Raw genomic sequence first — 23,277 nt, forward strand, 5'->3', positions numbered from 1 at the left:
GTTGCTAGGCGGCGTAGACGACGTCGCGTCGCGGCTTGCGAGTGGTCCGCAGCGTCGCCTTGAGCGGCGAATCGTGGCGGACCGAGACCGACACCTTGCCGTCGGTCGCGACATTTTTGACCGGGGCGGGCTTTTCCTCGACCGGAACCAGCACGCCGTCCATGTCTTCAGCGAGGGAGAGCGTGTCGCTCACCTCGCCCAGCAACTCGGAAAGGCGCGCGCCCAGAGCTTCGCAGATGGCCGCGAGCAACTCGCTGGACGCCTCTTTCTGACCGCGCTCGATCTCGGACAGGTACCCCAGGCTGACATTCGCGGCGGTGGACACCTCGCGCAGCGTGCGGTGCTGCCCCTGCCGGCGCGCCCGAAGTGCGTCGCCGATAACCCGGCGTAGCAGGACCATGGCACCTCCTCCTGCGGCGGGGCCGCCGGCCGACGCCGGAGGCTTCCCGCAACCGTACCCGTTGCGGGCCAGACCGACATCCCGCCCCGCCGAATTCCGGGAGCACCCCTGCGATGCCGGCACCCGGACAACAACCGTGATCACTACAACATTCCCTGGTCAGGCCCGTGCCGAAGCGGCCTCTATGCGGTCAGCGAACAGGCGCAGGACGCGGGTCACACTTTCGGTGCGGACGGCCGCCCGATCACCAGGGACCTCGAGCCGGAGCACCTCGCCGCCGGAGCCCTCGCCCGGCCCGTCGACCGCCACATAGACCGTGCCGGGCGCGATGCCGTTCTGCGGGTCGGGCCCGGCGACGCCGGTCGTGGCCAGGCCCCAGTCGGCCGCACACCGCCGCCGGGCCCCGGCGGCGAGCGCCAGGGCCACGTCGGGATCGACCGGGCCGCGGGCCGCCAGCAGATCTTCCGGTACGCCGGCCAGGGCGTGCTTGAGGTCCGTCGCGTAGACCACCAGGCCGCCCCGGAACACCGCACTGGCTCCCGGCACCTCGACCACGGTCGCCGCGACCAGGCCGCCGGTCAGCGATTCGGCGGTGGCGAAGGTCTCACCGCGCCGGGCGACGAGGTGCACGATGTCACTGGCGAGCACTTCGGGCCTCCCGTCGCAGCCGCAACGCCTGCACCACATAGTCGCCGCCGGTCACCACGGTCACCAGCAGGGCGGCGCCCATCAGCACCGGGCCGACCAGGTCGGCCGGATGCGGCACCGGCCACAGGTACCACGCGATGGCGGCGATCTGCAGCACGGTCTTGAGCTTGCCACCGCGGCTGGCCGGGATGATGCCGTATCGGATCACCCAGAACCGGAGCGCGGTCACCCCCCACTCGCGCACCAGGATCACGATCACGACCCACCACCACACCCGGCCGTACGCCGCGAGCAGCACCAGCGCGGTGCCGGTGAGGGCCTTGTCGGCGATCGGGTCGGCGACCTTGCCGAACGAGGTGACCATCGACCAGCGCCGGGCGATCCAGCCGTCGAGGAAGTCGGTGCCCGAGGCGACGCAGAAGACGAGACACGACAGGATGCGGGGGCCGGTGCCCTGCAGCGAGGAGGCGACCACCAGGGCCAGGAAGACCGGGACCAGCACGATGCGAACCGCGGTGAGGACGTTCGCCGGGTTGTACGGCGACACCACCCGCGTCGTCGTGACCGGAACCGGCTCCTCGGTCACCGCGACGACACCGGCGCCGCGGAGATCATCTCGACCGGTACCGCCACCAGGTCGACGCCCTCGGTCGCGGTGACCCGCGCCCGTACGAGATCACCCGGCCGCAAAGCGGCCAGATCGACCCCGGCCTCGCTGGAAACCAAGGTGGTCGAGCCGTCGACCTCGGGGGCCTGGTGCTCGGCCCGGCCCTCGATCTCGCCGTCGTCGACGGTGTCGACCAGCACCTCGACCAGCGAGCCCATCCGGTCCTCGGCCCGCTGGGCGCACAGTTCCTCGGCCAGCGAGGTGATCCGGTCGTACCGCCGCTTGATCGTGTCTTCCCGGACCTTGCCGTCGAGGCCGGCGGCCTCGGTGCCGTCCTCGTCGCTGTAGTCGAAGACGCCGATCGCGTCGAGGCGCGCGTCGGTCAGGAAACGGGCCAGCTCGTCGACGTCGGCCTTGGTCTCGCCCGGGAAACCGACGATGAAGTTGCTGCGGGCGCCCGCCTCGGGCGCCAGCTTGCGGGCCGATGCGAGCAGCTCCAGGAACCGCTCGGTCGAGCCGAAACGCCGCATGCGGCGCAGCACCGGCTCACTGGAGTGCTGGAAGGAGAGGTCGTAATAGGCGGCGACGCCGGGCGTCGTGGCGATCACCTCGACCAGGCCCGGCCGGATCTCGGCCGGCTGGAGGTAGCTCGCCCGCACGCGGACGATCCCGTCGACCGCGGCGAGCTGCGGCAGGAGCTTCTCGAGCGCCCGCGGGTCGCCCAGGTCTTTTCCGTACGACGTGCTGTTCTCACTGACCAGCACCAGTTCGCGCACGCCGGTCTTGGCCAGCCACTCGGCCTCGGCCAGCAGCTCCTGCGGGTCGCGCGAGACGAAGGCACCGCGGAACGCCGGGATCGCGCAGAACGCGCACCGCCGGTCGCAGCCGCTGGCCAGCTTGAGGCTCGCGACCGGGCCGGAATCGAGGCGGCGGCGCAGCACCTGCCGCAAGTGAGCCGGGGTGTGCTCGTCGACCGTGGCGTGACCCGGCACGACGACCTTGGCCGCTTGGCGCTGCACCGGGGTGATCGGCAGCAGCTCGCGGCGGTCGCGCGGGGTGTGGGCGACGAACTGTTCGCCGGCCAGGACGCCGTCGAGACGGTTCGCGATGTCGGTGTAGTCGTCGAAGCCGAGCACCGCGGACGCCTCGGGCAGGCTGTCGGCGAGCTCCTTGCCGTACCGCTCGGCCATGCAGCCCGCCGCGACGACCTTCGCTCCGGTGTCGGCGGCCGCCAGCAGCGTGTCGATCGAGTCTTGCTTGGCCTTGTCGACGAAGCCGCACGTATTGACGAGCACCACGTCAGCGCCCTCGGCGTCGGTGCTCACCTGCCAGCCGCCCGCGTCGAGGCGCGCGGCCAGCTCCTCCGAATCCACCTCGTTACGCGCACAGCCGAGGGTGAGGAGAGCGACACGACGGGAAACAGGGGTTACTGACACCCGGCCAAGGCTACCGGGCCGTCCGCGCGCGGCCGTCCCCCGCTCGGACGCCACCAGAAATTCAGTTCTCATTAAACAAGGACCACTAGGGTCCCGCGCTTGTGCGAACTCCGTTGAAATCGGCCATTCGGGCCGAGTGGTCACTGATCGTCGCGCTCGCCGCTCTTGCCCTGCTAGTCCGCCTCGTCGGGCTACGGCAGGACTCCGGCGAGGTTCACAACATGTCTGCTTGGGCCCACCGGCTGGTCGCGGGGGGCGGCTGGAAGGGCCTGAGCGAACGCATCGGCAACTACAACGCCCCTTACCTCTATCTCCTGCTGCTCGCCACGTACCTGCCCGGGCCACTGATCATCAAGATGAAGCTGGTCTGGACGGCGTTCGACGTCGTGCTGGCGTTCTTCACCTACAAGCTGGTCGGGCTGGCCCGGCCGGGCCCACGCATCCCGGTCATCGCGGCACTGATCACGGTCTTCCTCCCGACCGTGGTGCTCAACGCGGCGTACATCGGGCAGCTCGACGACATGTGGGCTTCGCTCTGCGTCGCCGCGCTCTATTTCCTGCTCCGCAAGCGCTACTGGTGGGCCCTGTCGATGCTGGGCGTCGCGTTCGCGCTCAAGCCGCAGGCGATCTTCTTCTTCCCTGTGATCGGCCTGTTGCTGCTGGTCGGACGGGTGCCGTGGCGTACGGTGCTGGCCGTCCCGGCGGTCTATCTCGCCCTCGACGTGCCGGCTCTGGTGGCCGGCCGGGATGCCCGCGAACTGCTGACGATCTATTCACCCGGTCGTCAGATGGGCGTGATCAGCCAGCTGAGCTACACGGCGCCATCGGTCTACTACTTCATCCCGGCCTCACCGGACCGGGTCGGCGCGGTCCGGCTGCTCGGCGAGATCCTGCTGGCCGCGATCGTCCTCGGCATCTACTACGTGTTGATCGTGCGCCGGGTCGAGATGACCGATGCCCGCATCGTCACGGTCAGCCTGCTCTTCGCGATCCTGGTGCCGTACCTGCTGCCCGGCATGCACGAGCGCTACTTCTTCCTGGCCGACGTGCTGTCGGTGGCGGTGTGCTTCTGGCGGCCCCGGCTCTGGCCGGTTCCGCTGCTGGTGCAGGCGTCGTCGCTGGCGTCGTACTTCCCGTTCTTCTTCCATCGGCTCGGCGGCCACTTCCTGCCGATGACCCTCTTGTCGACGATCATGCTGGCGGCCTTGATAACGATCGGCTACCAGGTACTCAAAGACGCCGCCGACGGTCCGGCGCCGATTTCCGGCGCCGGCCTTTCCCGTACGCCCGTCGCAGCACCCAGGATCGAAGTGCCTAGTCCCCGTCAACCCGAAGAGCAGCTAGCGACTCTTCCAGCTCGTCCGGCTTGACCAGCACGTCCCGGGCCTTCGACCCCTCCGAGGGCCCGACGATGCCGCGGGTCTCCATGAGGTCCATCAGCCGGCCCGCCTTGGCGAAGCCGACCCGCAGTTTGCGCTGAAGCATCGACGTCGACCCGAACTGACTGCTCACGACCAGCTCGATGGCCTGGATCAGCAGTTCGAGGTCGTCGCCGACCTCCTCGTCGATCTGCTTCTTCTTGCTCGGCGGCGCGTCGGTGACGCCCTCTTTGAACTCGGGCTCGCGCTGGTCCTTGCAGAAGTCGACGATCGCCTTGATCTCCTTCTCGTCGACCCAGGCACCTTGGATGCGGGTCGGCTTGGAGGCGCCCATCGGCAGGAACAGGCCGTCACCGCGGCCGAGCAGCTTCTCGGCGCCCGGCTGGTCGAGGATGACCCGACTGTCGGCGAGGCTCGAGGTGGCGAAGGCGAGACGGGACGGCACGTTCGCCTTGATCAGGCCGGTGACCACGTCGACCGACGGGCGCTGGGTGGCCAGCACCAGGTGGATGCCGGCGGCCCGGGCCAGCTGGGTGATGCGGACGACCGAGTCCTCGACGTCGCGCGGGGCGACCATCATCAGGTCGGCCAGCTCGTCGACGACCACCAGCAGGTAGGGATAGGGCTTGATCTCCCGCTCGCTGCCCGGGGGCGCGGTGATCTCGCCGCTGCGTACCTTGCGGTTGAAGTCGTCGATGTGGCGTACGCCGTTGGCCGCGAGATCGTCGTAGCGCATGTCCATCTCGCGGACGACCCACTCGAGCGCGTCGGCCGCCTTCTTCGGGTTGGTCACGATCGGCGTGACGAGGTGCGGGATCCCCTCGTACCCGGTCATCTCCACCCGCTTGGGGTCGACCAGCAGCAGGCGGACCTCGTCCGGGGTGGCCCGGGACAGCAGCGACACCAGGATCGAGTTGAGGCAGGAGCTCTTGCCCGCGCCGGTCGCGCCCGCGATCAGGATGTGCGGCATCTTGGCCAGGTTGGCCACCACGAAGCCGCCCTCGATGTCCTTGCCCAGCGCGACCACCATCGGGTGGTGGTCGGCGGTGGCGGCCCGCGAGCGCAGCACGTCGCCGAGCGAGACGTTCTCCGGGTCGGTGTTCGGGATCTCCACGCCGACCGCGCTCTTGCCCGGGATCGGGCTGAGGATGCGCACGTCGGGTGACTTCACGGCGTACGCGATGTTGCGCGAGAGCTGGGTGATCCGCTCGACCTTGGTGCCCGGGCCGATCTCGACCTCGTAGCGGGTGACGGTCGGGCCGCGGGTGAAGCCGGTGACCACCGCGTCGACGTTGAACTGCTCGAACACGCCGCTCAGGGCGGCCATGATCTCGTCGTTGGCCCGGCTGCGGGCCTTCGGCGGGGTGCCCTGGGCGAGCAGGTTGGGCGGCGGCAGGCGGTAGTCGCCGGCCAGCGAGGAGATCTCCAGCTGCTCGGCCCGGGTCGGCAGCGGGTCGTTGTGCTCGGGCGGGGCCGGCGGCGTCTTCTTGCGGCTCGCCGGCACCTTGGGCACCGCGATCGTGTCGTGCACGACCAGGTCATCGTCGTCCGGCTCGGCCGGGGCCAGCCCGATGTCGGCCAGCGATCCCTGCCGGCGCCGCGACGGCCGGCGCGTGCGGACCGGCTCCTCGTCGAGGCCGACGTCGAGGTCGTCCTCGGCGTCGTCGATCGACGGCTCGGGCAGCGGCGCCCGCGCGGTCGAGCGGCCGAGAAGCACGTCGACCAGCAGCAGGAACCGCTCCGGGACCTTCGAGATCGGGGTCGCGGTGATGACCAGCAGGCCGAAGACGAACAGCAGCACCAGCAGCGGCGCCGCGACCCAGACGGTGACCGCGTGCTCGAGCAGCGCGCCCACGCCGTAGCCGAGCAGGCCGCCGGCCCGGTCCACGCCCAGGTCGTCGCGCGGGTGCTGGGCCAGGTGGAGCAGTGCCGCGGTCGAGACGACCAGGGCGGTCCACCCGACCAGGCTGCGGCCGCGGTGCTCGGGGTCGGCCGGCTTGCGCATGAGCCGCACCGCGCCGTAGAGCAGCAGCAACGGCAGGAGCACGGCCAGGCCGCCGAAGAACAGCCGGGTGGAGTCGGCCAGCCACTTGCCGACCGGCCCGGCGCTGCCCGCCCACACCCCGACCCCGACCAGGATGGCCAGGCCCAGCATGAGCAGTCCGGCGCCGTCGCGGCGATGCTCGGGGTCGATCTCCTTGGCCGTCGCGGCCTGCCGCCCGACGCCGCGGGCGGCCCAGCCGACGCTGTGGGCCAGGCCCATCCAGACGGCGCCCAGACCGCGGCCGACGCCGTTGGCCAGGGCGGCGCTCACGCTCGGGCGGGCGACGCGCCTTTGCTGCGGGCGTCTTGTGCGGGATGCTGCCTTTGTCGGCTTTGCCGCGGCCTTGCGGGCCGGTTGACGGGCACGACTGGTCGCGGCGCCACGCGACGAGGACGTGGCGCGGTTCCGGCTCGCCGGAGAGGTTCGGCCCGCCATATCCATCACCGTAGTGCCGCCGGTGGCGTTAGCCCCGCAGGCGCACCGGACCCGATACGAGCGGAGCCGATATTAGGATCGTCGGGTGCAGCCCCTGACCCAGGAAATGATCACCGATGCGCTGACCGCTCGCGGCTTCCACTACTTCGTCGACGCGGACGGTGACGTCGTCGGCAACTTCCAGGGCAACCTGATCTACTTCTTCCAGCTCGGCACCGAGCGCGAGATCCTCCAGATCCGGGCGATGGTGCAGCACGTCTTCGGCATCGACGACGTCCGCCGGCTCTACGAGTTCTGCAACGCGTGGAACCACGATCAGCTATGGCCGAAGGCGTACGTGCACGTCAACGACGACGGGACGGCCAGCGTCATCGGCGAGGTCGTGGCCGACTGGGAACACGGTGTCAGCGCGGAACAGCTCGATCAGATCGTGATCTGCGGGGTGGCGACGGGCTGTCAGCTCGCCGACGCCGTCGCCGCACTACGAGAAGACCGGCCCATGAGCTGAGCACGACCAGGGCGGCGACGATCTGGGCCGCCCGCTCGTGGCCGCGCGGATAGAAGACGCCGGCCACGTGGTTGTCGAGGAAGCCGCCGGTCAGCGGCGGCCACCCGGCCCGCTCGCGGGCGCGGTCCTCGACCCAGGTCAGCGGACACGGCAGGCTCGCGGCCACGACCAGCACCAGCCAGGCCGCCGCGACGACCTGGACCCAGAGCAGCCGGGGCCACCGCCACGCGGCGAAGCCGCCGAGAATGCCCAGCGCCAGAAACCCGAAGTGGGCGGCGACCGCGGCATCCGCGACGGCTTCGAAAAACACCGTTTCAGGTTAGGGGGTGGTGAACCCCAGGGCGTAGTCGCCGCTGCCGGAGTTGTCGACCACGACGTACCGGTAGACGCCGGACCGGGCGGTCACCGCGAGCGACTTGTCACCGTCACCGGTCGCCTTGGCGACCGTGTGGAACTTGTTGCCGCTCAGCTTCTGCAGGAAGAGGTCGAAGTCGGCCCCGTCCGGAGCGTCCAGGCAGGCGGTCTGCTTGCCGGCGTTGGCACGGAACGCGTTGCCGTCGGGCTGCGCCTGAGCGTGGCCCTTGCGCAACGCACCCTTCCGCTGCACGGCCTGGTCGTCACACGAGGCGGCCGGTGCGTCCGTCGGCTCGGTGGTCGGCGCGGCGCTGGCCGGCTCACTGGCCGGCTCGCTCGCCGGCTCACTGGCCGGGGCGCCGGCCCCGCCGTTGTCGCCGCCAGCCGCGGTGCCGCCGGTGGTCAGCAGGGTCAGGTTGTTGATCGCCAGGATCTCGTTGACCGGCTGGAAGAACGTCTCACCGCCGGTCGTGCAGTCGCCGGAACCACCCGAGGTCACGCCCTGGGCCTGGTCGCCGGAGAGCCACGGGCCGCCCGAGTCACCGGCCTCGGCGCAGACGTTGGTGCGGGTCAGGCCGGTGACCGCACCCTCCGGGTAGACCACGGTCTGGTTCTTGGCCTCGATCGTGCCGCAGTGGGTGCCGGTGGTCGAACCGGAACGGCACACCGCCGCGCCGACCGGCGCCTCGGTGCTGCCCGCGACCGGAAGCAGGTTGCCCTGGAAGTCGTTGACGAACGGCTGCGGCGTCTGCCCGCCGGTCACCGTCACGAAACCCTCGTCGTTGTCGCCCGGGAAGACCGACGCCTTGACCTCGCCCATCGCCCCCTGGGCCTGGTCGAACGTCTTGTCACCCGCGCTGCCGCAGTGCCCGGCGGTCACGAAACCACCCTCGACCGAGAACCCGATCGAACAGCGGGCGGTGCCGCCGTCGAGCGAGATGAAGTACGGGTCGGCGCCGTGCAGGTCGGCCAGCGGTTTCGGTGCCGCGTTGCTGGTCACCACGTCGACGTCGGCGCTGTTGACCCCGGCGTTCCCGGCCCACGACCTCGCCTTCGCTGCCGCGTCCGGCTTGGCCACCACGACCACCTTGTTCGTCGGCACATCGACGTACCAGCCGGTGAGGCCCTTGGCCCCCGACTTCGCCGAGTCGAGCTTCGCCTTCGCCGCGTCCAGCGCCTGCTCGCTGTGCTTCACCATCACCGGCACCGCGCCGGCGGCCTTGGCCGTCTTCGCCGCGCCGGCGCTGGTGACGGCGACCTTCAGGGTGGTGCCGTCCGGCGCCAGCCAGGAGCCGCCGAAGTCGCTGCCGGTCTCGGCCGAGAGCTTCGCCGAGACCCCGCTCGCCCACTTGGCCCGCTTCAGGCGAGCCGCCGCCTCATCGGCGTTGAGGCCCAGGTCACGCTGCATCGCCGCGAGAATCTGCGGAGAAACGCCACCACTACCGCCCGGCGCCTTGGCGGCGGACTGCGGAGTAGTGCCGGCCATCGACGGCAGGGTGAAAGCCACTGCCGCTCCGGCCGCCGCCACGACCGCGGCCGCCACCGCGATCTTCCGGCGTTGCGCCACGGTGGTCCGTTGGCGTCGCGCCATGGCGGTCCGTCTGCGTTGCATCGTCGAGTACTCCCCTCGCCACGGGTGCCGTGGGGGCGGCACCGGTGACCAGAGGTACGGACAACGGTTTAAAAGGGTTCAGACTTCGACAACCGTTGGCACAATCATCGGGCGCCGTCGATAGGCGTCGTTCACCCAGCGACCCACCGTACGGCGTACGACCTGCTGCAACTGGTGGGTGTCGGTGATGCCGTCCTCGGCCGACCGGTGCAGGGCGGCGGTCAGCAGAGGAATGACCGGACTGAACGCCTCCGGGTCCTCCGAGAAGCCCTTGGCCGACACGCTCGGCTCGCCGACCACCTTGCCGGTCACCGAGTCGATCACCACCGTGGCCGAGATGAACCCGCCGTCGCCGAGAATCCGCCGCTCGGTCAGCAGCGACTCGCTGACGTCACCGACCGCGAGACCGTCGACGTAGACATACCGGTTTTCGACCCGGCCGACGTGCCGGGCGTGGCCCTCGACCAGGTCGACGACGTCGCCGTCCTCGCAGAGCACGACCCGGTCGGCGGCGACGCCCGACTCGATGCCCAGCTGAGCGTGCGCACGCAGGTGCCGCCACTCGCCGTGCACCGGCATCAGGTTGCTCGGCCGCACCACGTTGAGCAGGAAGAGCAGCTCGCCCGCCGGGGCGTGACCGGAGACGTGCACCTTGGCCGTCTCCTTGTGGACCACGGTGGCGCCGGCCCGGGACAGCTGGTTGATGACCCGGTAGACCGAAGTCTCGTTGCCCGGCACCAGCGAGCTGGCCAGCACGACCGTGTCGCCCGAGGTGATCGTGATGTGCCGGTGGTCGCCGGTCGACATGCGGCCGAGCGCGCTCATCGGCTCGCCCTGCGAACCGGTCGACATGAAGACGATCTCGTCGGCCGGCAGGTTGGTAGCCTCGTCCAGGCCGACCAGCAGGCCCTCCGGCACGTGCAGCAGGCCGAGATCGCGGGCGATGCCCATGTTGCGCACCATCGAACGGCCGATCAGCGCGACCTTCCGCTCGTATTCCCACGCCGCGTCGAAGACCTGCTGGACGCGGTGCACGTGGGAGGCGAAGCTGGCCACGATGATCCGGCCCTGGGCCTTGCCGAAGATCGAGCTGAGCACCGGGCCGATGTCACGCTCGGGGGCCACGAAACCCGGCACCTCGGCGTTGGTCGAGTCGGACAGCAGCAGGTCGACGCCCTCGGCACCGAGCCGGGCGAACCCGGCCAGGTCGGTGATGCGGCCGTCGAGCGGCACCTGGTCCATCTTGAAGTCGCCGGTGTGCAGCACCAGGCCGGCCGGCGTACGCACGGCGACCGCCAGCGCGTCCGGGATCGAGTGGTTGACCGCGAAGAACTCGCACTCGAACGGGCCCAGCCGCTCGGTCTGGCCCTCCTTCACGGTCAACGTGTAGGGATCGAGCCGGCGCTCGGCCAGCTTGGCCTCGACCAGGGCGAGCGTGAACTCCGACCCGACCAGCGGAATGTCGGCCTTGTGAGCGAGCAGGTAGGGCACCGCGCCGATATGGTCCTCGTGACCGTGCGTGAGCACGATCGCCTGGACGTCGTCGAGCCGGTCGAGAATCGGGCTGAAGTCGGGCAGGATCAGATCGACACCGGGTTGCTCCACGTCGGGGAAGAGCACCCCGCAGTCGATCACCAGCAGCTTGCCGTCGAACTCCAGAACTGTCATGTTGCGGCCGATCGCCCCGAGGCCGCCCATCGGGATGACGCGCAAGGCGCCTTCGGGCAGCGGCGGTGGGGGATCGAGCTCCACGTGCGCTTGACTCATTCGCGTCTTTCTGTCTCTGGCCGGAGCGCCGGCCCTGTCTCTGGCCGGGCCCCCGCCCCTGTCTCAGGCCGGGGGGCCGGCCCGTACGTCAGAGGGTGAGGCCGGCCGCCGAGGCATCCCGCCGCAGCTGGCCGAGCTCCTGCTCGCTCGCGTCGACCAGGGGCGACCGGACCGGACCGGCGGGCAGGCCGCGGGCACGCAGCCCGGCCTTGACCAGCATGGTCCCCGGGACCCGGAAGATGCCGGTGAACAGTGGCATCGCCCGGCGATGCGAGGCCAGGGCGGCGGCGGTGTCGCCCCGCTCGTACGCCTCGATCATCTCCTTGGCGATCGGGCCGGTGAAATGGGTCGACGTGCCGACCAGCCCGGTCCCGCCGATCGACAGCAGGGGCAGGGTCGCGGCGTCGTCACCCGAGTAATAGGCCAGGTCGGTGCGGGTGAGCACCCAGGAGCTGGCGGTGAGGTCGCCCTTGGCATCCTTCACCCCGACGATGCGCTCATGCTCGGCGAGCCGACACATCGTCTCGGTGGCGATCGCCACACCGGCCCGGTGCGGAATGTCATAAACCATGATCGGCAGGCCGACCACGTCGGCGACGGCCCGGAAATGCCGTTCGACGCCGGCCTGCGGGGGCTTGTTGTAGTAAGGCGTCACGACGAGCAGACCGTGGGCGCCGGCCTTCTCCGCGGCGTGCGCGAGCTCGATCGTGTGGGCGGTGTTGTTGGTGCCGACGCCGGCCACCACCTTGGCCCGGTCGCCGACCGCCTCCACCACGGCCCGCAGCAACCGGTCCTTTTCGGCGTCGGTCGTGGTCGGTGACTCACCGGTGGTCCCGCTGATCACGAGAGCATCGTTGCGCTGCTCATCGACAAGGTAGGAGGCCAGTTTCGCCGCGCCCTCGACATCGAGGGAGCCGTCCGGGGCGAACGGAGTGACCATGGCGGTCAACAGCCGGCCGAAGGGTCGCGGGTCGTGCGTCATACAGACAACCTAGCGGACGCCAACCCTAGACGTAGAAAGCGGTGAACGGGGCCCAGGGGAGGTTACGCAGCACACTCCAGACCCCCCAGACGATCATGAAGCCGACCATCACCCGCGGACCGATGGTCAGCTGGGGCAGCTTCCAGTTGAACATCCGGCGGCCGGCCCAGGCCACGTACATGTAAATGAGGAACGGCACCGCGAAGGTGAAGATCGCGTGGTGCCGGGCGGCGGCCGGGATGTTGCCGTGCAACAGATACCATGCGGCGCGGGTGCCGCCGCAGCCCGGGCAGTTGAAGCCGGTGGTCAACTTGAGCAGGCAGGTCGGGGCGGCCCCGGCGTCGGCCCGCTCGGGGTGGCTGAGCAGCGTGTAGCCGACCGCGCCACCCATGCAGGCGAGCATCGCGACCGGGGCGACCCAGACCGGCGACCGGTGCCAGACCCGCTGGACGAACCGGGTGAGACGATCCTGCCGCGGCTGCTGGGCGGCCCAGAAGGCCACCCACTCCGGCGGCACCGGCGGACCCTGCACCGGCTGGCTCGCCAGCTCGGGCGGGAAGGACACCGGCTCGGGCCGGCGGCCGGGGAGAGAGCCCGGCGAGACGGCCAGTCCGTCCGCCGAAGTCGCACTGCTCATGGCCGCCACGCTACACCGGCCGGTCGATCGCGACCGCGCGCCAACCGGCCACCCGCGCGGCCCGCTGAGCCCCGGGCCCCGCCCGCCAACCGGCCACCCGACCGACCCCCTGAGCCCCGGGCCCCGCCCGCCAACCGGCCACCCGCGCGACCCGCTGAGCGCCGGGCCCTGCCCGCTAACCGGCCACCCGACCGACCTGCTGAGCGCCGGGCCCTGCCCGCTAACCGGCCACCCGGGCGAGACCCGCTGGGCGCCGGGCCCTGCGCGGTCAACCCCCGGCCCGGCCCCCGGGAGCGCCCCTGCGGAGCGGTCAGAGCGGCGCGCCGACGGCGGCGTGGGCCTTGAGGGCGGCGGTCAGCGGGCCCGCGAAGTCGCCGCGGTCCGGGGCGGCGACCGAATGCAGGCCGAGCCAGCCGGCCAGCCGGTGCAGCTCGGCGGCGAGCGCGACCGCGGTCTCCTCCTGGCCGGCGTCCGGCTCGAGCCAGGCGGCCGGGATCTGCAGGACCCCGGTCTTGCGGTCGGCCTTGAGGTCGACCCGGGCCGCCAGCCGGTCACCGAGCAGGAACGGGAGCACGTAATAGCCGTAGAGCCGCTGGGCGGCCGGCACATAGATCTCGATGCGGTAGTTCATGCCGAACAGCCGCTCGGTGCGCCCCCGCTCCCAGATCAGCGGGTCGAACGGGCTGACCAGGGTGGCCGCCCGCACCCAGCGCGGCAGCCGGGCCTCGTGATGCAGATAGGTCGGCTGCTTCCACCCGGGCACGGTGACCGGGAGCAGCACCTGGTCTTCGACCAGCTCGGCGACCGCCTGCTTGAAGCCGTCGACCGGGAGCCGGAAATAGTCGCGCAGCTCGGGCTCGGCGGCCACGCCGAGCGACCGGGCGGAGAGCTCGACCAGGGCCCGGAACGCGTCGGCCGGCGACGGGGTGGGCGCGTCGAGCACCGCCTGCGGCAGCACCCGCTCGGGCACGTCATAGCGCCGGGCGAACGAGGTGGTGCGGTCGGCCGCGGTGATCTGACCGGTGTAGAACAGCCACTCCAGCGCGTGCTTGGTCGCCGACCAGTTCCAGCCCCAGTGGTCCTTGGTGCGGGGGGTGTCGTCCTCGATCTGGGCGGCGGTGATCGGCCCGCGGCGCCGGACCTCGTCGAGCACGCGCGCGATCAGGCCGGGCTGCTCGGTGGCGAGCCGGCGCACGCCGCCCCACGCGAAGTCGACCGCCCGGTCCATCCGCCAGCGGAACAGCGGCTGGAGGTCGGTGGTGATCAGCGAGGCCTCGTGGCCCCAGAACTCGAACAGCTCGCGGGGCTTGCGGTAGGCCGCCCGCTCGAGCAGCTCGACCGGGTAGGGCCCGAGACGGCTGTAGAGCGGCATGAAGTGGGCCCGCTGCAGGACGTTGACCGAGTCCATCTGGATCAGGTGCAGCCGCCGCAGCACCCGCCGCAGGTGGCGCAGGTCGGTGGCGCCGCCCGGCTTGGGGTCGGTGAAGCCCTGCGCGGCCAGCGTGATGCGACGGGCCTGGGCCAGGGAAAGCGAGTCAGGAAGGGCCACGAGCAAAAACGGTAGAGCAGGGGTACGACAATTTAGGAATGCTTGTGATCCGCACGATCGCCGAGGACGAGATCGACCAGGTTGCCCGCGTTCACGTCCGGTCGTGGCAGTCCGGATATGCCGGGATTGTTCCGGAGGAGTTCCTCGCGTCGCTCGACCCGGCCGAGTTCGCGGCCCGGCGGCGCTACACGGAGGTTCCGCCCGGTGGCGGCGCGGTGTGCGCGGTCGACGACGGCCAGATCGTCGGGCATGCCGCGTTCGGCCCCTACCGCCCCGAGAAGGACACCCTCGACGAGTCGATGGGCGAGCTCTACTCGATCTACGTCGACCCCGGGCAGTGGGGCACCGGCACCGGCCACCGACTGTTCGCCACGGCCAAGGAGCGGCTGGCCGCGGCCGGCTTTCCCGACATGCGGCTCTGGGTCCTCGAGGACAACCATCGGGCCCGGCGCTTCTACGAGCGGCAGGGCATGCGGCCGGACGGCGAGCGCGAGGTCTGGGTGCCGCGCGGCTACACGGTCGAACTGCCCGAACTGCGCTACGCGGTCGCTCTGTAGGCTTCCGGCATGGCACTCGGCTTCGTCCGCCCCGCCCGCCCGGAAGACGCGGCGGAGATCGCTCGCATCCAGCTGTCGACCTGGCGGTCGTCCTACCGGCGCATGTTCCCGCCCCACGTGCTGGCCAACCTCGACGAGGCCTACCTGACACGAGGCTGGTCGGAGGCGATCGAGGCGGCACCGAGCCGGCGGCACCGGGTGCTGATCGCGATCGAGCAGAGCGACGCCTCGACCGCGGTGGTCGGCTTCGCGGCCGCCGGCCCGGCCGACGAGCAGGCGCTGGTGCCCGAGGAGCCGCCGCTCGCCGACGACGTCGCCGCGATCACCGACCTGATCATCGAACCGCGCTGGGGCCGCCGCGGTCACGGCAGCCGGCTGCTCGCCGCGGTCGTCGACCTGTGGCGGGAGGACGGCTTCGCCACGGCCGTGGCCTGGGCCTACGAGCAGGACAAAGTGATGCAGAAGTTCCTGGCCTCGGCCGGGTGGGAGCCCGACGGGGCCGGGCGGGCGCTCGACGTCGACGACATGCTCGTGCCCCAGGTGCGGTTCCACGTCGCGCTGGACCGCGACGAAGAAGAAGGCCGCCCCGAAGAAGAGGGCCAGGCCGAGGATGCAAGCCGCGACGGAGAAGAAGAGTGACTGTCCCGGCCTCCGCCCACGGCGCGACCTTCGTCTACGACGGCGACTGCTCGTTCTGCACCACGTGCGCCGAGTTCATCGGGCGCCGCATCCCGACCCGCGCCCGGGTGATCCCGTGGCAGTTCGCCGACCTCGACGAGCTCGGCCTGACCGTCGAGCAGTGCGAGTCGGCCGTGCAGTGGGTCGCCTCCGACGGCACGGTCGCGGCCGGGCCCGACGCGATCGCCCTGTTGCTGCGCGACGCCGGACGGTTCTGGCAGTTCGCGGGTGGCGCGCTCCAGATCGGCCCGGTGCGGCTCGTGGCCTGGCCGGCCTATCACTGGGTCGCCGACCACCGGCACCTGCTGCCTGGAGGCACCGCCGCCTGCTCCCTGCCCCAGGCCCAGCGCGACCTGCTCTACGGCCCGACCACCGAGACCGCCTGAGTCCGGAAGAGACAGCCCGGAAGAGACAGCCCGGCCGAGACGGCCCGGCGCCCGGCCGAACCACCTGCGGCCGGCCGGAATCGTCCGGAGCCCGGCCGCCCGACCACTTGACCGAGCGCGCGACCTATCCGCCGCCGGGCGAGGTCGCCGGCTCGGCCGGAACGGCCGCCAGCGGCTCGCCCAAGGGAGGCGTGGACGAGAAGCGGCGCCGCGCCCAGACGATCGGCCGCACCTTCTCCAGCGGCAGGAAGCTGGTCATCGCGATCAGATGCGGCATGAACGAGATCGTGATGGTCGCGAACGTGGCCAGGTGGAACATGTAGAAGAACGCCACCACCCAGCCCCGCAGCCGCCGCGGCACGGCGAACACCAGCGGACTGAGCAGCTCGAACATGATGATCCCGAACTGCGACACGATCAGCAGGCCGGGCACCGAGGCGATCAGGTCGGCCAGGGGTGTCCCCCGCCGGATGATCGCCTGGGCGAGGACCGAGCTGGTCATCCAGTGCGGGCCGCCGATCCGCAGTTTCGCCCACGAGGCCAGGAAATAGGTGCAGATCACCGCGATCTGGGTCACCCTCAGCGCCCAGCCGCCCGCCTCCGAGAGCTCGGGATCCCCATGCCGGGCCCGCCCGACCGTGGGCAGGACGGCCAAAGCGACGAGGAACCCGAACCGGTCGTGATCGACCTTGCCGTAGCTCATCGCGATGATCATCCACTCGAAGTAGAGCAGGAAGACCGTCCAGCCGAGCAGGCGCGGCGCCCGCCCGGTGGCCGCGAGCAGGGTGACCACGAGCAGCACCCAGAAGACGGTGTGCACGATCAGCGCGGTCGGTGTCGGCAGCGGCAGCAGGCGGCCGATCCGGAGGGGCTGGTAGAGCGAGCCCGGGGTGTCGGCGTGCGCCCGCACCCACGGCGTGAAGACCACCATGTCGGCGGCGACGAAGAGGTAGACCAGGGTGCGGAACGCGGCGATCCGCCCGCGGGGCACCGGTTCGAAGAGCCACTTCACGACTTGACCCAATCGGCGATGACCTGGTCGGTCCAGGTGCCGGTGGGGCGGCTGTGCTTGACGCCGTGCCACCGGATGACGAGACGGACCTCGCGGAGCGCGGGGGCGGCCGGGTTGCGTACGGCGTACGCGTCAGCAACCTCGCGCAACCGCGCGGGGTCCGCGACATAGGCCGCCTGCTGGCCCTCGATCTCGGCCCGGCGGATGCCCGAATTGGTCTCGGTCAGCGGCACGACCTTGCCGGCGACGTCGACGCCTTCGACCCGGGAGTCCTTGGCCGCCTCGTTCGAGCCGGGGGCCGACGCATACATCCGGAAGGGGCCGAACGGGAAGTCGTCGTCGCCGCCCCAGAGCGTGCCCCACACCAGCAGCACGGCGGCCGCGAGCGTGAACACGACCCGGATCCACCGGCCGCGCAGGGTGAGATTCATCGGACGACAACCTACCCGCTGCACACCAGTCAGCCCCTGTCGGCTCGATGCGCACCGCGAGCAGCTTGGATCGCGCGGTGCGCATCTGCCGCGCGGCCTGGTCGACCCGGTGCCGGGTCTCTTCGCGGACGACGGTGTCCGTGTCGAGGACGGTCAGCGTCGAGGTGGCGTCCGACCTGGCCCCGATCGAGGCGGTCAAGGCCGGCCGGGTCTCGTCCGGACAGATCTGGCCGCGAGACGCGATCACCGTGCACGTCGACGGCCCGCTGGAATGGCCGGTCGACCTGGCGCCGGGTGAGCGGCGCACACTGACCTGGTCGCTGACCGTCGACGACGAGGGTGCGCTGATGCGGCCCGGTCCGCGCGGCGCCTTCGCCCGGCCGGTGGTCAGCGCCTACGACCGGCGGATCGAACGGCTGGTCGACCGGTCCCTCGACGACCTCGCGGCGCTGCGCCTGACCACACCGGGCGACGACGGCGACACCTTCCTCCGCGCCGGCGTCCCGTGGTATCTGACGCTGTTCGGCCGCGACAGCCTGTGGGCGGCCCGGATGATGCTGCCCCTGGGCACCGGCCTGGCGATCGAGACGCTGCGGGTGCTGGGCCGCCGGCAGGGCACCCGCACCGACCCGGACACCGGCGAGGCCCCCGGCAAGATCATGCACGAGCTGCGGCGGTCCGACGTCACGGTCGAAACCGGCTGCCCGCGGTCTATTACGGCACGATCGACGCCACCCCGCTCTGGATCAACCTGCTCGCCGACGCCTGGCGCTGGGGTCACGCCCCGTCCGAGATCTCCTCGCTGCTGCCGCACCTCGAGGCGGCGTTGAACTGGCTCGCCGCCGAGACCGGCGACGGCTTCCTGCGGTACGTCGACACCACCGGCCGCGGCCTGGCCAACCAGGGCTGGAAGGACTCCCACGACGCGGTCCGCTTCCACGACGGCCGCCTGGCCGACCCGCCGATCGCCCTGGCCGAGGTGCAGGGATACGCCTGCCGGGCCGCCCTCGACGGCGCCGCCCTGCTCGACGCGTTCGGCCGCCCGGGCGCCGACCGCCGGCGCGCCTGGGCTGCGGGCCTCGCCGGGCGTTTCCGGGACGCCTTCTGGGTGGCCGACGGCCGCTTCCCGGCCCTCGCCCTCGACCGCGACCAGCGCCCGGTCGACGCCCTGACCAGCAACATCGGCCACCTGCTGGGCACCGGCCTGCTCACCGCCGAGGAGGAGTCCCGGGTCGCGGCGGCCCTCGCCACCGAGTCGATGTCCGGCGCCTACGGCCTGCGCACGATGTCGGCCGACGACCGCGGCTTCGCCCCGCTCTCCTACCACTGCGGCTCGGTCTGGGCCCACGACACGGCGATCGTCGCCGCCGGTCTCGCCCGCGGCGGCTTCGCCTCCGCCGCGGCCTCGCTCATCGACGGCCTCCTGACGGCCGGCGAGGCGTTCGACTTCCGGCTCCCCGAGCTGTACGCGGGCGACCCGCGCACGACCCTCAGCCGCCCGATGCCCTACCCCGCGGCATGCCGCCCCCAGGCCTGGTCGGCGGCCGCCGCCATCCTGATCCTCCAGGCGTGGCTGGGCCTGGAACCGGACGTGCCCAACGGGGTCGTCCGCCTCCGCCCGCTCCCCCACGCCCCGATGGTCAAGGGCCTGCGCATAGCCGGCCAGCCGGTCGACTTCGACGGCCGGTCCCTGATCGGCCTGCCGACCCGGCTGGCGGTCAAGAACTAGCGGCGTTCCACTCGCGGGCGAGCCGGGCAAACTGGAGTTCGGTGCTCCACTCGCCCTTGAAGATCTCGTTCTCGACCAGGCGCGCCTCCTGGCGCATCCCGAGCCGGCGCGCCACCCCGGCCGACGCCTCGTTACGCTCGTCGAGCCGCGCCACGATGCGGTGCAGGCCCAGTTCCTCGAAGCCCAGCCGCAGCACGGCCCGCCCCGCCTCGGTCGCATAGCCGTGCCCGGCGAAGTCCGGGTTGAAGACGTATCCGAGTTCGCCGCCCCGATGCTCCCGGCTGTGCCAGAACAGGACCACATCACCGATCAGTTGACCCGTCCGGGCAAGTTCGGCCCCGAGGGTCAGCGACTGCCCCTCGTCGGTGAGCGAGGTGCGGGCCCACGGCCCGGCAAGCCGGTCGACGATCAGCTGCTTGTCCATCGGCTCGAACGGAACATAACGACAGACGTCGGGCCGGCTGCGGTAGGCGAGCAGGGAGTCCGCGTCGTCCACGGCCAGCGGCCGAAGAAGAAGGCGTTCGGTGGAGATCGGATAGGCAGGGCGCAACTCGGTTCCGCTATGGCTTCGCACGCGACCATGGTGCTGCTCCCGGGCCGCCCGCGCCCGCCATTTATGCCGAACACCCAACGGGACGGGCCTTAGGTGTGACGGGGAAACGCGGCTGGGGGTGGTCCTGCGATGGCCGGGGCGGTGCCGGTAATGATCGTCGGTGTGCAGGGCTTTGCAGTGGGCGTTTCGCTGGTGAGGACTTGGCATCGCCCCATTCATCGGTCAGGGTGCGGTGGAAACGCTCGACCTTGCCCCGGGGTGTTGTGCGGCGGGCAGCGTTCGACCGGCGCCGAGGTGCGGTTCGGGCTGTGGTGCGGCCGGCCATTCATGCTCGCGGTTCCCTTCGGCGCGGTAGCGGTCGGCCTACCGTTCGCGGTGGTCACAGCGACTTGGAACCGGTCGGTGGTCCGGCGTAGCGGCCAGTCGGCCCCGGGGCAGGCCGCCGACAAGCGACGGAACCAGGTCGAACGCGGCTTCAACCGGCGCAAACACTGGCCCGGACTGGCCGACTGGCTTCGCACCGTGCCGGATGGCCTCGATCTGAGAGACAGAACCTAGTCGAGGAAGGCGTCCAGGCCGACCGTCAGGCCGGGGCGGCCGACGATCGTGCGTACCGCGAGCAGCACGCCCGGCATGAATGAGACCCGGTCGAGCGAGTCGTGCCGGATCGTCAGCGTCTCGCCCTGGGTGCCGAACAGCACCTCCTGGTGGGCGACCAGCCCGGCCGCCCGCACCGAGTGGACGCGCACGCCCTCGACGTCGGTGCCGCGGGCGCCCGGCGCCTCCTGTTCGGTCGCGTCGGGCATCGGGCCCAGGCCGGCCTCCGTGCGGGCCGCCGCGATCAGCCGGGCGGTGTGCCCGGACGTGCCGCTCGGGGCGTCGAGCTTGCGCGGGTGGTGCTGCTCGATGATTTCGGCCGACTCGAAGTAGCGGGCGGCGCGGGCGGCAAACTCCATCATCAGCACGGCGCCGATGCCGAAGTTGGGGGCGATCAGCACGCCGGTGGAGGGGTGGGACGCGAGCCACCCGCGTACGGAATCGAGCCTTTGATCGGTGAAGCCGGTCGTGCCGACGACCGCGTGGATTCCCTGGCCGATCGCCCATTCGAGGTTGCCCATCACCACGTCGGGGGTGGTGAAGTCGACGATCACCTGGGCGGCGGAGGCCGGCGACCGGGAATCGTCCTGATCGATCGCCGCCACCAGCTCGAGATCGCCGGCCGCCTCGACCGCCTTGCAGACCTCGGAACCCATGCGCCCCCGGGCGCCGAACACACCTACGCGAATCACCGGGTCAACTTAACGCAGCCCGGCGCCGCTCCCACCAGCGCTCCCCCAGCCCGACCACGGTGAAGGTGAGGGCCACGTAGAGCCAGCCGACCAGCACGTCGGCCACGTAGTGCTCGCCGGTGTAGACCAGGGCGAAGGTCATCGCCAGCGGGTAGGCGAGCAGCACCGGCCACCAGCGGCGGCGGACCATCGGCAGGAAGAAGGCGACGGCCATCATCGCGTACGCCGTGTGCAGCGACGGCATCGCCGCGACCAGGTTGGACTGGTCGGCCTGCAGCGCGTTGAGCGTGTTGCCGGCGCTGTGCAGACCGAGCGCCGACCATCCGTCGGTCGAGATGCGGGCGACCGGCTCGGTCAGATAGCCCTGGGTCGAGGCCCACCAGGGCGGGGCGGCCGGGTAGAGGAAGTACGTGATCAGGCCGGCCACGCTCAGCACCACCCAGCGCCGCATGAAGCGGTAGGACAGCCCCCGGTTGCGCAGCCAGAGGATCACCGCGACGGTCGGGACGGTCAGGAAGTGGGAGGTGTAGATGAGGGTCACGACCACCTCCCACCACTGCACGTGGCCGGGGTGATAGAGGTGCTGCTGGAGCCAGATCGTCGGGATGCGGCCGTCGGTGAACCATCCGAACAGCCACTCGTCGAAGTGGATCATCGGGGTGACGTGCGGCGCGAACAGGTTGTCGGCCGAGCCCCGGGTGACGTTGTAGATCTCCAGGAGCGCCACGACGGGCAGCCAGTCGCGCAGGAACCTCAGGTGCTCGCGCCAGGGCCGGTGGCTGCGCCATGCGATGGTGGCCAGCCAGAGCCAGCCGAACGCCTCCAGCGGGTCGCTGGTCGGGATGCCGACCAGCGCGACGAACAGCACGAACGCCACCACCCAGACCGCCAGGCCGACGACCCGTCGCTTGCGCAGGTCGGGGGTCGGCTCGGCGGTTTCCGGTGGGGAGTCCAGCGTCGTCACGGGGTCCAAGGTTAACGGGCGGTGAAAGCCGCTTCGTCGAACGGACCCACCACGGCCAGGGTCATCGGCTGGTCGAGCAGGTCACGGGCGACCTTGCGGACCTCCTCCTCGGTGACCGCGTCGACCCGGGCCAGCAGCTCGTCGACGGTCATCAGGTCGCCGTAGAGCAGCTCGGACTTGGCGAGCCGGCTCATCCGCGAGCCGGTGTCCTCCAGGCCGAGCACGTACGACCCCTTGACCATGCCCCGGCCGCGCGCGACCTCCTCGGTGGTCAGCCCGTCGGCCGCCACCGAGGCCAGCTCGGCCCGGGTGAGATCGAGCACTTCGTCGACCTTGCCCGGCGCGCAGCCGGCGTAGACGCCGAAGACGCCCGCGTCGGCGTACTGGCTGGCGTACGAGTAGACCGAGTAGGCCAGTCCCCGCTTCTCCCGGATCTCCTGGAAGAGGCGGCTCGACATGCCACCGCCGAGCACGTTGTTGAGCACGCCGAGCGCGAACCGGCGCTCGTCGAGACGGCCGATGCCGATTCCGCCCAGCACCACGTGGGCCTGTTCGGTGTCGCGGTTGCGGACGACCGTGTGCGGCTTCTGGGTCGGCACCCGCTTGCTGCCCAGCCGGGGAGCGGCCGGCGGCGCGTCCTTCCCGTCGAGGGCGGTGCCGGCCAGGGCCTTGCGCACCAGGCGTACGACCGTCGCGTGATCGAGGTTGCCGGCCGCCGCGACCACGATGTTGGGCGGCGTGTAGCGCCGCCGGTAGAAGCCGTTGATCTGGGTCCGGGTCATCGAGGTGATCGACTCCTCGGTGCCCGAGATCAGCCGGCCGAGCGGGTGGTCGCCGTAGATCGCCTCGGTGAAGATGTCGTGCACCTCGTCACCGGGCTCGTCCTCGTGCATGGCGATCTCTTCGAGGATCACGCCGCGTTCGGTCTCGACGTCGGACGGTTCGAGGATCGAATCGGCTACCGCGTCGGCCAGCACGTCGACCGCCAGCGCGAGGTCGTCGTCGAGCACCCGCGCGTAGTAGCAGGTGTATTCCTTCGTGGTGAAGGCGTTGGTCTCGCCGCCGACCGCCTCGATCTCGGCCGAGATCTGCAGCGCGGTGCGCTTGTGGGTGCCCTTGAAGAGCAGGTGCTCGAGGAAGTGGGAGGCGCCCGACATGGCCGGGGTCTCGTCCCTCGAACCGATGCCGACCCAGACGCCGAGCGAGATGCTGCGGGTGGTCGGGATGGCCTCGGTGACGATGCGCAGACCGCTGGGCAGGACGGTGCGTTTGACGCCGTCCTGCAAGGTCTTGGTGGAGACGCGGGCCGGCCTCTCGGCC

Annotated in this window: 24 protein-coding genes and 1 pseudogene; 7 read left to right on the top strand and 18 right to left on the bottom strand. The window is 71.1% G+C overall.

The annotated features are described in order from the left end of the window. Positions 1 to 4 precede the first annotated feature (4 nt). The 4 genes from AB0M88_RS32115 to rimO all read right to left on the bottom strand — a co-directional run bounded on the left by AB0M88_RS32115 (position 5) and on the right by rimO (position 3,091). Complete coding sequence (locus AB0M88_RS32115; protein ID WP_364108964.1) at positions 5 to 400, bottom strand: helix-turn-helix transcriptional regulator; 396 nt, start codon at positions 398 to 400, stop codon at positions 5 to 7. A gap of 159 nt (positions 401 to 559) precedes the next feature. Further along, positions 560 to 1,087 carry a CinA family protein gene (locus AB0M88_RS32120; protein WP_364108966.1) on the bottom strand — a complete coding sequence of 176 codons (528 nt, stop codon included), beginning with the start codon at positions 1,085 to 1,087 and terminating at the stop codon, positions 560 to 562. After that, positions 1,035 to 1,634, bottom strand: coding sequence for a CDP-diacylglycerol--glycerol-3-phosphate 3-phosphatidyltransferase (gene pgsA, locus AB0M88_RS32125; protein ID WP_364108968.1), 600 nt, complete (start codon positions 1,632 to 1,634; stop codon positions 1,035 to 1,037). Before pgsA ends, AB0M88_RS32120 begins: the two co-directional genes overlap by 53 nt. After that, positions 1,631 to 3,091 (bottom strand): 30S ribosomal protein S12 methylthiotransferase RimO, encoded by a 1,461-nt coding sequence (rimO, locus tag AB0M88_RS32130; RefSeq protein ID WP_364108970.1) that lies wholly within the window; start codon positions 3,089 to 3,091, stop codon positions 1,631 to 1,633. The genes pgsA and rimO overlap by 4 nt, the downstream gene beginning before the upstream one ends. 221 nt (positions 3,092 to 3,312) lie before the next feature. On the opposite strand from rimO, the gene AB0M88_RS32135 reads away from it, so the two are divergent. Next, on the top strand, positions 3,313 to 4,461 hold the full coding sequence (locus AB0M88_RS32135) for a glycosyltransferase 87 family protein (RefSeq protein ID WP_364108972.1): 1,149 nt from the start codon (positions 3,313 to 3,315) through the stop codon (positions 4,459 to 4,461). On the opposite strand, the gene AB0M88_RS32140 is transcribed toward AB0M88_RS32135, so the two are convergent. Then, positions 4,406 to 6,949 carry a DNA translocase FtsK 4TM domain-containing protein gene (locus tag AB0M88_RS32140; protein WP_364108974.1) on the bottom strand — a complete coding sequence of 848 codons (2,544 nt, stop codon included), beginning with the start codon at positions 6,947 to 6,949 and terminating at the stop codon, positions 4,406 to 4,408. The two genes, AB0M88_RS32135 and AB0M88_RS32140, sit on opposite strands and share 56 nt — an antisense overlap. Positions 6,950 to 7,055: 106 nt before the next feature. Here AB0M88_RS32140 and AB0M88_RS32145 point away from each other — a divergent pair, with 106 nt between their 5' ends. Further along, positions 7,056 to 7,457, top strand: coding sequence for a YbjN domain-containing protein (locus AB0M88_RS32145; protein ID WP_364109010.1), 402 nt, complete (start codon positions 7,056 to 7,058; stop codon positions 7,455 to 7,457). Here AB0M88_RS32145 and AB0M88_RS32150 read toward each other — a convergent pair. The 6 genes from AB0M88_RS32150 to AB0M88_RS32175 form a co-directional block, all read right to left on the bottom strand. Next, positions 7,354 to 7,767, bottom strand: coding sequence for a DUF2784 domain-containing protein (locus tag AB0M88_RS32150; RefSeq protein ID WP_364108976.1), 414 nt, complete (start codon positions 7,765 to 7,767; stop codon positions 7,354 to 7,356). The genes AB0M88_RS32145 and AB0M88_RS32150 overlap by 104 nt on opposite strands. 9 nt (positions 7,768 to 7,776) lie before the next feature. Then, positions 7,777 to 9,378: a S1 family peptidase gene (locus AB0M88_RS32155; protein WP_364108979.1), complete on the bottom strand. Its 1,602-nt coding sequence runs from the start codon at positions 9,376 to 9,378 to the stop codon at positions 7,777 to 7,779. 123 nt (positions 9,379 to 9,501) lie between these two features. Then, positions 9,502 to 11,190: a ribonuclease J gene (locus AB0M88_RS32160; protein WP_364108981.1), complete on the bottom strand. Its 1,689-nt coding sequence runs from the start codon at positions 11,188 to 11,190 to the stop codon at positions 9,502 to 9,504. Between the two features lie 88 nt (positions 11,191 to 11,278). Then, on the bottom strand, positions 11,279 to 12,172 hold the full coding sequence (dapA, locus tag AB0M88_RS32165) for a 4-hydroxy-tetrahydrodipicolinate synthase (RefSeq protein ID WP_364108984.1): 894 nt from the start codon (positions 12,170 to 12,172) through the stop codon (positions 11,279 to 11,281). 25 nt (positions 12,173 to 12,197) lie between these two features. Further along, positions 12,198 to 12,809 (bottom strand): DUF2752 domain-containing protein, encoded by a 612-nt coding sequence (locus AB0M88_RS32170; protein ID WP_364108986.1) that lies wholly within the window; start codon positions 12,807 to 12,809, stop codon positions 12,198 to 12,200. A gap of 310 nt (positions 12,810 to 13,119) precedes the next feature. Then, positions 13,120 to 14,358, bottom strand: a complete 1,239-nt coding sequence (locus AB0M88_RS32175; protein ID WP_364108988.1) for a crosslink repair DNA glycosylase YcaQ family protein — start codon at positions 14,356 to 14,358, stop codon at positions 13,120 to 13,122. Positions 14,359 to 14,396: 38 nt separating this feature from the next. Here AB0M88_RS32175 and AB0M88_RS32180 point away from each other — a divergent pair, with 38 nt between their 5' ends. The 3 genes from AB0M88_RS32180 to AB0M88_RS32190 are packed head-to-tail and all read left to right on the top strand — an operon-like array spanning position 14,397 to position 15,979. Continuing rightward, on the top strand, positions 14,397 to 14,915 hold the full coding sequence (locus AB0M88_RS32180) for a GNAT family N-acetyltransferase (protein ID WP_364108990.1): 519 nt from the start codon (positions 14,397 to 14,399) through the stop codon (positions 14,913 to 14,915). A 9-nt stretch (positions 14,916 to 14,924) separates the two neighbouring features. Beyond that, positions 14,925 to 15,554 carry a GNAT family N-acetyltransferase gene (locus tag AB0M88_RS32185; RefSeq protein WP_364108992.1) on the top strand — a complete coding sequence of 210 codons (630 nt, stop codon included), beginning with the start codon at positions 14,925 to 14,927 and terminating at the stop codon, positions 15,552 to 15,554. Beyond that, a complete protein-coding gene (locus AB0M88_RS32190; protein WP_364108994.1) occupies positions 15,551 to 15,979 on the top strand; it encodes a DUF393 domain-containing protein in 429 nt (142 codons plus the stop codon). The genes AB0M88_RS32185 and AB0M88_RS32190 overlap by 4 nt, the downstream gene beginning before the upstream one ends. A gap of 124 nt (positions 15,980 to 16,103) precedes the next feature. Here AB0M88_RS32190 and AB0M88_RS32195 read toward each other — a convergent pair whose 3' ends face one another. Together AB0M88_RS32195 and AB0M88_RS32200 are read right to left on the bottom strand one after the other, a co-directional pair. After that, positions 16,104 to 17,003, bottom strand: coding sequence for an MFS transporter permease (locus tag AB0M88_RS32195; RefSeq protein ID WP_364108996.1), 900 nt, complete (start codon positions 17,001 to 17,003; stop codon positions 16,104 to 16,106). After that, a complete protein-coding gene (locus tag AB0M88_RS32200; protein WP_364108998.1) occupies positions 16,988 to 17,422 on the bottom strand; it encodes a hypothetical protein in 435 nt (144 codons plus the stop codon). Before AB0M88_RS32200 ends, AB0M88_RS32195 begins: the two co-directional genes overlap by 16 nt. Before the next feature lie 140 nt (positions 17,423 to 17,562). On the opposite strand from AB0M88_RS32200, the gene AB0M88_RS32205 reads away from it, so the two are divergent. Continuing rightward, positions 17,563 to 18,252: a hypothetical protein gene (locus AB0M88_RS32205; protein WP_364109000.1), complete on the top strand. Its 690-nt coding sequence runs from the start codon at positions 17,563 to 17,565 to the stop codon at positions 18,250 to 18,252. Continuing rightward, the gene (locus AB0M88_RS32210) at positions 18,249 to 19,151 is read left to right on the top strand and encodes a hypothetical protein (protein WP_364109002.1); all 903 of its coding nucleotides are present in this window, start codon (positions 18,249 to 18,251) and stop codon (positions 19,149 to 19,151) included. The genes AB0M88_RS32205 and AB0M88_RS32210 overlap by 4 nt, the downstream gene beginning before the upstream one ends. Here AB0M88_RS32210 and AB0M88_RS32215 read toward each other — a convergent pair. From AB0M88_RS32215 to AB0M88_RS32235, 5 genes and pseudogenes are all read right to left on the bottom strand, one after another. Continuing rightward, positions 19,141 to 19,725, bottom strand: coding sequence for a GNAT family N-acetyltransferase (locus AB0M88_RS32215; RefSeq protein WP_364109004.1), 585 nt, complete (start codon positions 19,723 to 19,725; stop codon positions 19,141 to 19,143). The genes AB0M88_RS32210 and AB0M88_RS32215 overlap by 11 nt on opposite strands. Before the next feature lie 272 nt (positions 19,726 to 19,997). Further along, a pseudogene (locus AB0M88_RS32220) lies at positions 19,998 to 20,126 on the bottom strand (IS481 family transposase); the annotation flags it as partial. 132 nt (positions 20,127 to 20,258) lie between these two features. Continuing rightward, positions 20,259 to 20,993, bottom strand: coding sequence for a 4-hydroxy-tetrahydrodipicolinate reductase (gene dapB / locus AB0M88_RS32225; RefSeq protein WP_364109006.1), 735 nt, complete (start codon positions 20,991 to 20,993; stop codon positions 20,259 to 20,261). Positions 20,994 to 20,997: 4 nt separating this feature from the next. Then, positions 20,998 to 21,957, bottom strand: coding sequence for a phosphatase PAP2 family protein (locus tag AB0M88_RS32230; RefSeq protein ID WP_364109008.1), 960 nt, complete (start codon positions 21,955 to 21,957; stop codon positions 20,998 to 21,000). A gap of 11 nt (positions 21,958 to 21,968) precedes the next feature. Further along, on the bottom strand, positions 21,969 to 23,243 hold the full coding sequence (locus AB0M88_RS32235; protein WP_364109012.1) for a pitrilysin family protein: 1,275 nt from the start codon (positions 23,241 to 23,243) through the stop codon (positions 21,969 to 21,971). Positions 23,244 to 23,277: the final 34 nt, after the last annotated feature.

This window comes from Actinoplanes sp. NPDC051411 (genome assembly GCF_040682075.1).
In the GTDB taxonomy this organism is placed as follows: Bacteria; Actinomycetota; Actinomycetes; order Mycobacteriales; family Micromonosporaceae; genus Actinoplanes.